Origin of the sequence: Halobacteriovorax sp. RT-2-3, assembly GCF_047085075.1 — a bacterium.
Lineage (GTDB): Bacteria > Bdellovibrionota > Bacteriovoracia > Bacteriovoracales > Bacteriovoracaceae > Halobacteriovorax_A.
In genome coordinates, this window is record NZ_JBKIYF010000002.1 from 238,028 (window position 1) to 252,078 (window position 14,051).

Annotated in this window: 3 protein-coding genes; all 3 read right to left on the reverse strand. The window is 40.6% G+C overall.

The genetic code is table 11. The annotated features are described in order from the left end of the window. Nucleotides 1-140: 140 nt before the first annotated feature. A complete protein-coding gene (locus tag ACMAYX_RS06985) occupies nucleotides 141-6,359 on the reverse strand; it encodes a tail fiber domain-containing protein (protein ID WP_412471860.1) in 6,219 nt (2,072 codons plus the stop codon). A gap of 150 nt (nucleotides 6,360-6,509) precedes the next feature. Beyond that, on the reverse strand, nucleotides 6,510-12,359 hold the full coding sequence (locus ACMAYX_RS06990) for a tail fiber domain-containing protein (RefSeq protein WP_412471859.1): 5,850 nt from the start codon (nucleotides 12,357-12,359) through the stop codon (nucleotides 6,510-6,512). Nucleotides 12,360-12,498: 139 nt separating this feature from the next. Next, the gene (locus ACMAYX_RS06995; RefSeq protein WP_412471858.1) at nucleotides 12,499-13,983 is read right to left on the reverse strand and encodes a hypothetical protein; all 1,485 of its coding nucleotides are present in this window, start codon (nucleotides 13,981-13,983) and stop codon (nucleotides 12,499-12,501) included. Between the last annotated feature and the right edge of the window lie 68 nt (nucleotides 13,984-14,051).

The following is a 14,051-nucleotide window of genomic DNA, read 5'->3' on the forward strand; positions in this document are numbered from 1 at the left end:
CTCCTGGCCAACGTACAACATTCAAGTTAGCAAGATGATCAATAATGTATATTGTAACCTTCTTTTGAAAATCAATAAGATAAGATTCTAAGTTACTGAAATCTCAATACTAACGTTAACATGTTAACAATAATTTTTGACTAGTTTTTCGGGCAAAGAGGCATGTCAGGATCTTTCTGACAGAGGTAGGCCTTGAGAATCTCATTCTCTTCTTTTAGAGTTTCAACTTGCTCTTCTAAGGATGCTACTCGACGAGAAATCCCTTCTTGCATAAGATTTAGCATACGCTTATTTTCTTCAATCTGACTTTGCTGCTCTTTTGTCGCATTAATAAGGGCCAAGAAGATTGGATCGTTATCAACTGTTAGATAATCATCAGTTGTCGTTCTAACTGCTTCAGGAATCACTTTTTGAATCTCTTGTGCAATGAAACCAGAGTGCTCCCTTTCGTTTAAAATTCCAAGAGCGTTATCTTCTTTGTAACGATACTTTATTGTATCAATACCCATAATAGCATCTAGGCCGTAGCTAAACTCACCAGTGATATCTTTTAAGCGTGCATCAGAGTATGTGGCCCAAGAACCACCACCTGGTTTTGCGGCCGTTCCGTTAACAACAAGTCTTTCTCCGGCTTCGGCCAATTGAACACTTGCAGACGTACCAATTGCAACCCCACGATAGTGAGTGCTATCACCAACATCTGGTTGAAGATGAAGTGTTGAAAAGTAGCCGCCATACGTGTCCGTTGTAGTATGTCTAGCGAGGATCCACGCCCTTCTTCCGTTTAAATCGCCATTAGTCCCGATCTCAACGGCGTTATTACTATTAGAAAATTTCGCAACAATATTACCTTGGGCAATACTAGTTGGATATGAAGCAGTATTGTCTCCTGCGTGAGCATGCATCGTGGCCGCAGGGTTTGTCGTTCCCACTCCTAGCTTTCTTGACGAGCTTAGAGTCATTGCATAGATATCATCAAACTGAGAAGTCGCATCTTTTGAACCATCATCATCTGTATCAAAAGTGAAATATAGCTTCCCTTCATCTAGTCCAAGCCTAAAGTCATCTGCATTAACCGAATTATCTTCAAGAACAAGTCCTGGCCTATAGGCAAAAATTTTAACATCTGATGTATTATTGGCCGCCGTAGCATCTTCAAAAAGCGCCATTGAACTTCCATTATCAGAAACGCGTCTTACTTCAAATTTTGAACTTGGTGTCACTGTTCCGACTCCAACGTTTGCAGATTCACTTATATAAAAATCTGGATCAGCATCGCCAAAAGTTGCAGCATTGGCCTTAAGTCCCAGTCCTTTACTTTGACCTGATTGAATGAGTCCTGCACCATTTCCACCATTAAGACTTACATCAAGTCCCATATATAAACCTTGATTATTATCTCTTACAGAAATAAATTTATCATTTAAGCTACCATCTCCAAAAAGTGCAACATTACCGTTAGTTCCAACATCTAGAGTTGTACGTGGTATCGTTTTCCCAATCCCAACATTACCAATGACAGGATTTAAAAGAAGGTCGTGAACTGCTGCCCCTGAAGATTGAGTTTGAATAATCTTCTTTCCGGCAGAATCGATATAAACATCAAGGTACTCATCATTTGTCCCATCACTATTCTTATCAGCGATTAGTCGAATACCTTCATAATTATCAGCGACTCCACTTTGCTGAATTGAAAGACGAGCAGAAGGAGCAGTGGTTCCCATTCCAATCTTTCCTGATGCATGATCCACAACAAGACTCTTACTACCCGCAAGATCTTCTTTTTGCCCCGAAAATATTTTTACATTTCTAAGATTTGAATTTGCTCTGATTTTAAAATTAGCAAGTGGTAGGCCTCCTGTATCAACTGCACCACTGGCCTTAGTGAAAGCGCCATTAGGCTTAGTAATTTTCCAAGTGATGATATTATTAGTAATATTCACATGGCCTTTTAAGCCCTTCTGTCCAGAGACATAAGTGTGACCAACATTTCCAAGCACTGTAGAAACACCTGCAATTGTCTTTCTAACCGTCTGCTCATTATCACCTTCATGTGAAACACGGTAATAGTTATTACTATCTAAACCAAATTGAAATGGATCTGAACCAGTACTGTCAAAGTCAAATGTAATATTGATTCCTGTGGCCGTTGCACCAGCGGAAAAATCGTAAGCAGTATCACTCCACTCACTTGCAGCAACAAGAAACATTGGATCAATTGATTGAACACTAGTTCCCTTAATTGTTCCCACGACATCAAGGGCAGTTATTGGTGATGAAGTTCCAATCCCTACTTTCCCACTTCTTTCAAATGTCATAATATGGTTATCAACAGTATCATCATTAGTTCCATAACGCATTTGCAGAGAGTGAACAGGAGTTGAGGTTGATTCAAGTTTATAGAATGAATCGGCTTCAAATGCACCTAGGTGCATAAGATTCTGTGTTCCACTATTTGTACGAGGTGCCCCAACTTGTACAGAAGGAGTTGCTGTACCACCAGTGTTTGCAGGACCTAAGATACTCTTACCATTGACATGAAGTTTTTCACTCGGAGTAGCTGTTCCGATACCAACATTACCTGAGTTATCAACTGTCATCTTAGTTGTGCCACCAGTTTGAAAATTGATCACTCCTGTTCCATTGACATCAGTATCAGCAGAGATTGTATTATCTGCAATATTAGAAGATGATGACGAGTTAACCCCAGTTAGACTTGAACCATCCCCTATAAAAGCTGTTGCTTTTACATTACCGCTAACTTCCAGTTTTTCACTTGGAGTCGTTGTTCCAAGACCGAGATTACCTGCTTTTGTATAATAAAGACTTCCACGAATTCGAGAGTACTCTTTAACATTTAAAACGGCTGTTAAGTCAACATCGTCTTCATTGATAAACTTAAAGGCATCAGCATCTGCTTGTGATCGAAAGCCTTGAAAACCAATATTATTAGCATGAAATGTACTATCCGCATCGTAGCGTAGTGCCCACCATGTCTCACCTTTATAAGTAATTTCAGCTAGAGCAATTTTTGCATCAACGCGATAAGCGTTTGTGATCTCTCCTACATCTGTATAAACAGATGATGTATCAATCACAACATCAACAAAGTAAGGACGAGGGATGGCCGTGGCACTTCCACGATGTCCGTAGATGCGTCCATAGACCTTGTCTTCACTAGATGACTTAGCAAGTAAGAAGTAAGAAAGATTAGTATAATCGTAATTAGCGTAAGTGACCTGCTCACTTGTATAAAAACCAGAAAACTCAGCATCACCATTAACTGATAATTTTGCAGTTGGTGCCGTTATACCAATTCCGACATTTCCTGTTTCATCAATTGTCATTCTCGTAATATTATTTGTTCTTAGTCCGTACTTATGATTAGTCATGGCACCAGAGAAGGCTTCTCCTGCGATACTTGTTCCCATTGCAAATTCAATATCATTTGCTACATCTCGACCACCATAGAATGCTCCACCACTTCCTTGAACCATAACCATTCGATCGGCCGCAATACCAACTGTTGCAGAAGCTTCAGGAGTAATCCCAGGCTCTTGAAATAAAGCGATAAAATCATTTCCGTCGACTGCATCATCAGCAACAACATGAAGTTTTCTTGTAGGACTTGCCGTCCCAATACCTACATTACCACCAGTGTATGAAATATCACTTCCACTAGTCGCCCACTGAGTCGCGCGATCATCAACATAAGTTTTAATCGAACTAACAGAAGGTGCTTGACCAGTTTCTGTTCCGGCCATTGAGTTAATCACAAGATTAGAGTTTGCTGCAATGGAAGTAGCATGAGCACTTAATTGCCCTTGAACTTTTCCAAATGCTTCTAAGATTGTATCTGTTGCCACAACACTTGAAGCGACTCCTATTGCATATCCAGTAAGTGCAACATCAAGAGCAGGGTTATAATTAATGATTGAATCCGCAAGCTTATCACCTGCTCCAACTTGAGCAATCTTGCCATTTGTTGTTCCCACATCAACTGCAAGAGTTCCAGTTGAAGTAATGGTTCCACCTGTAAGACCAGTTCCTGCTGCAACAGAAGTAACAGTTCCGCCACTTCCTGTCGGCCATGATGTACGACAATCACCACCAATACAAAGTTCTGTCCCTTTTACTCTACCAACAACTTCAAGCATCTCAGATGGATTGATTGTCCCAATACCAACACGCCCATTAGAATTTGTCGTTAGAACTTTACTCCATCCAGACCAAGTACCATTATAGCGATAACGTAAGTACATATCTGTACCATTGTAAGGAATCGCATATTGAGTCAGATTACCACTACCATTTTTTGTAATATATTCGTATGAGAATGTATGAAAATAATATGAAGGTCCTGGCCCATTTGGTGCATCCCCCATTAAAAGAGTGTTACCACTTCCAGGCCTTGCGTTACTAATATCATTCCAATCAAGAACTCCAGAAGTTGTTCTTGCACCAAAACCACCTGTAATTTGTCCATCAACTTCAAGTGCTGTTAATGGCGAGTTCGTTCCAATACCAACTCGTCCGCTATCAAAGTAGATATCACTTGCCGAATTAGTCCATTGAGATTGATTAACACCTGCAATCTCAGTTGTGACATAATTTTTCATGGCGGCCACAGAAGCAGCTTGCCCAGTCTCACTTCCCGCTGTCGAGTTAATAACGAGTGTTGAATTTGAGGCTATGGAAGATGCATGGGCATCAAGTTGTCCCTGTACTTTAGCAAATGCCTGTAAGATTGTATCTGTAGCTACAATACTTGAAGCAGCTCCTGTTACATATCCAGTCAAGGCAACATCAAGTGCAGGATTATAATTAATAATTGAATCCGCTAGCTTATCCCCTGCTCCAACTTGAGCAATCTTGCCATTTGTTGTTCCCACATCAACTGCAAGAGTTCCTGAAGAAGTGATCGTTCCACCTGTAAGTCCCGTGCCACCAGTTACAGAAGTTACAGTTCCAGCATTTCCAGTTGGCCAAGCTGTGCGACAGTCGGCCCCAATACAAACTCCTGTTGCTTTTATATTTCCTGCAACATCTAATTTTTGTGTTGGCACTAAAACACCAATACCTACTCGCCCTGCATTTGTAACTGCTAAACTTTCAATTTGAGTTGCATCCACATCACTTACAATTCTTAGTGAATGATAAGCATTATTGACGCCTTCGTTTGCAATAAGAAGACCCGACATATTAGAAAGATTTGTAAGACTTGAGATATCAGCATCAGTTGCACCAAAGCGCATGATATTTAAGTCATTGGCCGTCCCAACGACGTGTAGTGGCCCCATCGGAGTATTTGTTCCAACACCAACATAGCCAGTGTTAAAATAAATATCCAATCCCGAATCTGTCCATTGCGAAGAAGTGATCCCTCCAGTCTGAGAAGTCACATAAGTTTTAACAGCATTTACAGAAGGAGCAATTGTCGTTTGCACCCCACTCATATCATCGATCACTTTTGCATCAGCGAGATTCGTGGCCGTTGTATCAACATAATTCTTAATAATATTTTCAGTGGCAACCGCACCAGTCGTTCCAAGTGGGCCAGCACTATTAACAGTCAAACCAACATCACCTGGAGTTGCCCCGGCCTTGTTAATCTTTGACCAAGAAATCGCTGCGTTCGTATTGATATCAGCATCCACAATTAAGTTATCTTGAATATCACTTGCCGTTGTTGAAGGTGGTGTTGTTGTACCACTAGTAACACGTCCATAGTCGTCAACAGTTACTGAATAATATGTATCCCCTGTCACAACAGTTGGAAGACCAATCACTCCAGCATTATTAACAAGAGTAGAATCAACACTTACAGAAGCAGTTTGATCCACACACACAAATTCATTTAAATTATTAATTGAAACAACTTGTCCATCTGAACACGTACTTTTGAAATCAACGCTATCTGGTGTGATAGCATCATTTGCAATTGTCTCAGCAAGAGCTGCGTGATTGGCGTAAACTGAAATTGGAGTCGCTAGAATATTTTGAGAGTCATAGACAACAGGGTTTGCAATATCAGTAATGTCTGTGACTTGAATAACGAGAGTTTCAGAAGGTGGAATAGCATCAATCACTGCAGCAATACCTGCAAAGTCTAACTCAACAGTATAAATACCATTTGAAAGAGCAACAGCGTTGATTGTCTGAGTTCCCCTATTACTACCAGGAGAGCCAGAGTAATAGAGATCAAATTTAAGATCAGGAGTTCCTGTAACCGGTGTGCCATTTGTTAAAACAAGGCGGCCAGAGTAACCAAGCTTAGTCGTCGATGCAATAGCACTTAGGTTTAAGAATACCCCTAAACAAATTGCTAAAATAAATGTTAATTTTCGACTAACGTGCAACCAAGTTCCCCTGTTAATACAGTGGCTTATCGTCAGTATAGATCGGTTTAATTAAGATCGTTAATTAAATGTCATTTAGAGGACTTATCTGCCGGTGAAGATTATAAGCACCTGAAAATTCGCCACGAATATGGGCCTAGAGAATAAGAATTATTGTCTACAGAAAGGCGCTTCAGGGTCTTTTGAACATAAATAGTCTTTAAGCATTTTATTTTCGGCCTTAATTTCAGCATTTTCTTCTTTAAGGCTTGCGATTTCTCGACTATTTTCATCTACTTTTGTTTCAATTCCACTACTCATGAAATTAAACATCTTCTTATTGTCCTCAATCATATGATTCAGATCTTGAAGAGCATTGATAATGTACGGAGTAAACTCTCCTTGATTAAGAGTTAGATAGTCTCCATCCTTTCTTTGTGTATCAACAGTTACCGCATGAGGAATTGCCTCTTGAACTTCCTGTGCAATAAATCCGTAATTTATTTTTTCGCTTTCATCCGCATTCCAAACATAAGTGCGTGGACGAAGCTTCATAATCGTTTCAATCCCACCATTAAAATCTTCAATGTCGTGCTTAAGTCTTCTATCTGATGAACATGAGAAAGTTGCAGATCCACCAGCTTTAGAGCATACCGATCCAGTACCTGCAAAAGTTGCGATTCGTCCATCTGCATAATTAATGGCGTATCCATTATTCCCACTATCACAAGCTCCTTCACAACCTGCACCAACCCAACCAGTTGCACCGATCGCTCCAGTGACATGAAGAGCATTTGCAGGGGCCGTCATTCCAATCCCAACACTTCCATCCCAAATGAATGTATTGGTATTTAGATCCATATAACCAGAAACTTTATCTGCATCTGTTTCAACAAAAGTTATCTGAGCATCAGACTCAATACTCATAGCATTATCATATGGAAGAGATGGCCCTAATCCGGTTTTCGACTGTTGTCCCAAGAGATGTGGGTAGATTGCATACTTATCAGTTGTTGAAGTTAGATTATATCCAAGAGCATAATCAGAAGCCGTTGATATATTTCCGGCAGCAACATTTATTGCATTAGTATGTATAGCGTTTTGTGAAAATGTTGTAACGTTTGTGACATCTGTATCATAGACAAGTCTTAATTGCTCTACTCCTGTAGCATTATATGCATAACCAGTAAAAGTTGCGTTATACATCGTCGAGTTATCTGGAATAGCAAGAGCAACATACTTCACGCCACTATAAGTAACATAAGCAAGATAAGTGTATTCACCATAGTTGATAATATTTCCTCGACAGCTATCATAAGCACAGGCCGTATTAACTTGTGCTGAAACTTTTCGATTCCATGCAGCCGTTCCACCTCGCCTTAAATTAATTTCACCATTTACATAGTGCTCGTCTAAGAGAGCTCCATCATAGGCACGGTGAAGAAGAATATAATTTACACCAGTCGAGTTTTCAGTTTGTGAGTAACCATCAATCTTACGATTAACATGATAGTGTTTACCATTTTCATAAACGTGTAGGCGCGATGATGGAGTACTTGTCCCAATCCCAACATTCGCCGTTTGGCGACTAATGCTGATAGCATTTACATCACTTGATGTTAATAGGTCGGCCGTATCATGAACACCAATATGAAGATAGTCTGGCCCCGTTCCATCATAGTGAATATATCCACCTTGGAATGTATTATTAGGCTCAGCAAAACGAATACGACCGCCTTCAAATTGATTACTTACATCTCCAGCAAGAGTTAGTGTTGGCCCATTAGTGACATCATCAGCTCCACGTACCGTAAGTTTTGAAATAGGCTCAGATGAACCGATACCAACCTTACCATCATTTGCGATGATCATTCTTGTTTGCTCTGATAGAGAACCGTTCGTTACAGTTTTAAAATCGAGATCAGTCCCTCTAGTCGTCGGGCTCCAGTCTTCTGATGCTCGCCCTGAAATTCCGGCCAGCGCAGTTGTCGCCCAACTTGTGCCATCAAATCCAGTAAAAGATATTCGTCCCACTTCATGATTCTCTAATGGAGCTGTCTCTGCACCAATAGTCCCCTTAGCTCCACGTAGGAGTAAGTGAGAAGGATTACCTGAAACGCGGTCAAAGAAGATAGGCTCTGTTCCGAATGTATGAATTTGACCTTGAGGAGTATTCGTCCCGATACCTACTCGCCCAGTGTTTTCAACAATTATACCAGTTGTACTATTCCAAGGAGCAGTTCCAAATGTCATATAAAGTTTCTGTTGAGTTGTTGCACTTCCTAGTAGCCCAAAACCTGCAAGCCCATTACTAGTAGAATCAACACTTCCGTCTGGTGTATAGTGCATACCACGGGCCCAACTACCAGTGGTTACGGGTCTTTGTAAAGTAAGGTATCCACCTTTTAAAGTCATATTTCCATTCACTTCAAATTTATCAATCGGTGATGCAGTTCCAATTCCAACACTTCCAGAATTATAGTAAATATGACTTCCCGAAGTCGACCATTGAGTTGCTCTTGCATCCACATAATTTTTAACAGCACTCACTGACGGAGCCTGAGTTGTTTCACTACCTGCAGTTGAGTTAACAACGGCCGCAGTTTGAGCACGCACATCCGTAAAATATAAGTTACCAGCTTCGGCCACATCATCAGTGTCAAGGCCAGTAATAGAAGTAAATTGAGCATTCAGTTGTGCTTGGAGCTTTCCATAAGCATCTACAATTGAATCAGTTGGAGCAAGCACTGAATTTGTCCCTACAGTATAACCAGTAAGAGGAGTGCCCATGACATTAGAAGCTGGCACACGCCCACTTGCATCTAATCTTAAGAGTTCATTTGCTCCATTTGCTGTATTGATAGCAAGGCCAACATCATTGGCATTTTCCGTAAGTGTAATATCACTTGAACTTGTTAGACCTTTAAAGACTAAATCTGTTCCAGTTTTTGTTTTATAAATTGATGTACCACCAGCACTTGAGGCCGTATTTTGTTCACCACTTGCAGCAACGACACTTGATAAACAACCACTACCATCAATACAAATATCATTAGTGGCCGTCACATTGATACTTCCATCAACAGTTAGCTTCTGCGTTGCAGTTGTTCCAATTCCAACATTACCTGTGGCATCTGCTGTTACAATTTCTTGCCAATCTTTAAAGTCTCCAGTGTTATCACTGTGACGAATAAAGGCACGAGGATCTTCTGTATTATTTGCCTTTATGTGAAGCTGAGCAACAGCACCACTTGCAACACCACTTTGCATATTAAGGGTCGCACCACTTTCTCCCGGAGTTGGCGATCCAGTCGTTGAAGTATTTGTACGATATAGACCAGCAGGTAGTGCATTGCTATCAAGAGAGTTTGATGCTGGAAGACTTAAGCCAATATTATTTGCTGAAACAATTCCATTAACCTCTAATGCTGTTGTTGGAGAATTAGTCCCAATTCCCACACTTCCTTGAAAGTAGTTCTTATAAGTTGCACCGACTTGATAAAGCCCAAATCGATTTGTAATTGTTCCACCTGCTCCACTATTATTTCCAATATGAAGATCATAGGCATTTGTCACAGTACCTGAACGATTATAATTTGTTACCTTGATCCCGTATGCATCAGTAGTAATCGGATTAGCTGTACCATCAAAGCTATGATGTCCATAAGCTACATTAGATGCTGTTTGCACAGCTAAAGTTCCATTATCTCCGCTTACACCTGCGTTTCTTAGGGCCTGAGTTAATTGCCCAACTTGCATACCTGAAGATGTAATGCCGGAATCAATTTGAGTTGTATTAATAACATAAGCTCCACGAGAAGAGTAAGCTCCATTCGTATCAATCGAATGAACAGTCTGAGAATAAAGTCCCGACTCATCGACATTTGCATTATTTATCAGTGTATCTGTTACATGTAATTTCGTGCGTGGAGAAGCTGTTCCAATTCCCACCATGCCTGTTGAATAATAAATATCACTTGCTAACGTTGTCCACTGGCTCGCACGAGCATCAACGTAATTCTTTACTGAGTCTACTGAAGGTGCCTGAGTCGTCTCCGTTCCGGCCATTGAATTAATAACTAAAGATGAGTTTGCAGCAATGGAAGTAGCTTGTGAGTTAAGTTGTGCCTGAATTTTTCCAAAAGCTTCTAACACTGTATCTGTCGCTACAACACTTGAGGCAGCCCCTGTCGTGTATCCAGTAAGAGCAACATCAATGGCAGGGTTATAATTTATAATTGAATCTGCTAACTTATCACCTGCACCAACTTGAGCAATCTTTCCATTTGTTGTCCCTACATCAACCGCAAGCGTTCCAGTAGAAGTGATTGTTCCACCAGTAAGTCCTGTCCCACCTGTAACCGATGTTACAGATCCCGCAATCGAGGATGCGTGAGCATCGAGTTGTCCTTGAATTTTACCAAAGGCTTGCAAAATTGTATCGGTAGCAGCAATACTTGAAGCGGCGCCCGTTGTATAACCAGTTAAGGCAACATCAAGGGCCGGGTTATAATTGATAATTGAATCAGCTAACTTATCACCTACTCCAACCTGAGCAATCTTGCCATTCGTTGTCCCAACATCAACCGCAAGAGTTCCAGAAGAAGTGATTGTTCCACCAGTAAGACCAGCTCCTCCAGTTACTGACGTCACAGTTCCAGCATTTCCTGTTGGCCAAGAAGTTCGACAGTCAGCTCCAATACAAAGCCCTGTCCCCTTCACATTACCTGCAACTTCTAACTTCTCTGTTGGATTAAGAACACCGACACCAACTCGCCCAGCATTTGTTACAGCAAGACTTTCAATATCTGCTCCATCAATATCACTTACAATTCTAAAACTGTGATAGCTATTTGAAATTCCCTCAGAGGCTATGAGAAGGCCTGCCATATTCGCATAATCTGTAATAGCGGCCACATCTGCGTCGGTGGCACCAAAGCGCATTGTATTAACATCATTTGCTGTTCCAACAACATGCAGCGGTCCTGTTGGAGAATTTGTTCCAATACCAACATGTCCAGTATTAAAGTAAATATCGAGTCCTGAATCCGTCCATTGAGATGATGTAATAGCACTAGTTTGGGCCGTTACATAATTTTTTACTGAATCAACTGAAGGTGCAATTGTTGTCTGCACACCACTCATATCATTAATAACTTTCGCATCTGCAATAGCTGTGGCCGTTGCATCAACATAACTCTTAACAACATTCTCTGTTGCAACAGCAGTAGTTGTCCCTAGAGGTCCTGCACTATTAATAGTTAAGCCTACATCACCAGGAGTTGCTCCAGTCTTATCGATCTTTGTCCAAGAAATTCCAGCGTTTGTATTGATATCAGCATCAACAATTAAATTGTCCTGAATATCATTTGCCGTTGTTGAAGGCGGTGTTGTATTACCACTCTTCACACGTCCCTGCGCATCCACAACAACAGAATAGTAAGTTGTATTATCAGTCACAAGGCTTGGTAATCCTATCACTCCCGCATTGTTAACAAGCGTTGAATCAACAGCGACAGCGGCCGTTTGGTCCACGCACTCAAGTTCATTTGATGCGTTTACTGAAACCACCTGACCAGGAGAGCAAGTAGCTGCGATAACTAAATTATTCGAAAGAGCAGCATGATTAGCATATACCGAAATTGGAGTTGCTAGTACATTTTGAAAATCATAAACAACAGGATTACCAACATCAGTTATGTCTGTTACTTGTATGACTAAAGATTCTCCTGAAGGGATACCATCAATCACCCCAGCAATGCCAGCAAAGTCTAACTCGACAGTGTAAATACCATTGGAAAGAGCAACGGCGTTGATTGTCTCAGTTCCCCTACTTACTCCAGTAGAGCCAGAGTAATAGAGATCAAATTTTAAATTAGGAGTTCCTGTTACTGGTGTTCCGTTTGCTAGAACTAGTCGGCCTGAGTAGCCGAGCTTAGTTGTGGATGCAATTACGCTATGACTTAAGAATAGACTTAAGAAAATAAATAAAAAGAATGTTAAATTTCTACTAACGTACAACTAACTTCCTCTGTTAATACAGTGGCATATCGACATTTTAGATCAATTGATTAAATGAAAGAAATTTAATGACTTAGAGAGGAAGAATCTTCACAGCCTTAAGAAAGCCGCCAATAAAATGAGTAACTTATTAATTAATCTACTGATGAGTTACAGTATAAAGACCTTGTTTATTTGAGGTGATTCCTTGGTCATTACTTAACTGACCTGAATTAGAAGTATTTGGAGTAGCTTGGAAATGGCCATAACCGACAAAGCTTCCATAAGTTGTGCGAATACCAGAAATAACAGGAGTTGCTCCAGTTGCCGTGAATGCAGCAATATTGAAATCACGAATCACAACATTTTGCACCTGACATGAGATAATCCCTAAATTTCGATCTTCCAAAACTGTTGCAATATAATTATCACCAGTAGCAAAATCACCAATGCCGATCAATTGATCAATCTGCTCAGTAGCAGGATTAAGAGATGAGACATCGACATTTGTCGCGATTGATGAAAAGCCAGAAGTACCGTAGTCATGATAAATTTGATCACAGGTCCAATTTAGTCCCCCTGCTCCTGGGTTTGTCCCTTTAAAATTGATTTGATGATAGTAGTAATTGGCCTTACCAAAATCACCCGACTGAGTATAATTAGGGAGGGCATTAGCAGTTGTTTGAGCATAAACTTTTGGGAAAGTTACCAATAAGTCTGGCGGAGTTGAATCAATAGTATATGTAAACTCGGCCACCTCTGTTGAGCTTGTCGTGCTCATCGACTCTGCAAAGAACGATAGGCCATATTCTCCATCTACTGAACCAACAGCAATCGGCCCAGAGTAAATTGTTGGAGATGAGACAGGGTCACAAAATCCCCCACCAGTTTGTAAACAATATGAAATTTTAGAAAACTCACTACAAGTAATAGTGACATTGATTGTTGTTGAATACATACCTTCTGCACGATCCACAGAACAAGTTACAGGAGTGATAACTGGATCATTTGAACTACTACTTCCACTTGAACTAGAAGAAGATGAGCTACTAGTGTTATCATTATCATCATTCGTTGAGCTTGAAGCGCCTGTCTTAACACCTAAATCATTATTAGAGATTGAGGCAATTGAGCCTGAAGTACTAGGGCCATCACTTGCGCTGCTACCACTATCTGACGAGAAATTATTTGAAGAAGAACTCTCTCCTACTAGGCTTCCAGCATCTCCACCACTATCAGAAGAGCCAATATAAGCTGAGCCTCCTCCAGCAGAAATACTTCCACTCCCACTTGGGCCACCATAATTTTCTTCGTGGCCAGAGCCTTCAAGTTGCTGGGCCTCGTAAGCAGGATCTCTTACAACCTTGCCACCTACTGAAACTCGTGATGATTCTTCCTTTCTTTTTCTTGTTGGAAATTGGCGACTGATCTCTTCTTCGTAAGAAGAAGGTCGACGCTTAGAGCGGCCAGCTTCGTCTCTTTCAAACTCTGCTATATTCTCCTGAGCATCACTAGACTTAGATAGCATTTTATCTTCAGGAGAAGTTCCTGATTCGGGGGCCAGGAAGCTAAAATAAGAAACAACTGCAGCGATTACACCTGCACCAAAAATATTTCTTAATAGCGAACGAAATTCTGAACTCAAAGTTACACCTTCCCCTACTTTTCTTATCGGTTAATTTTAATACATCTTTAAAAAGAACAATAATTTAG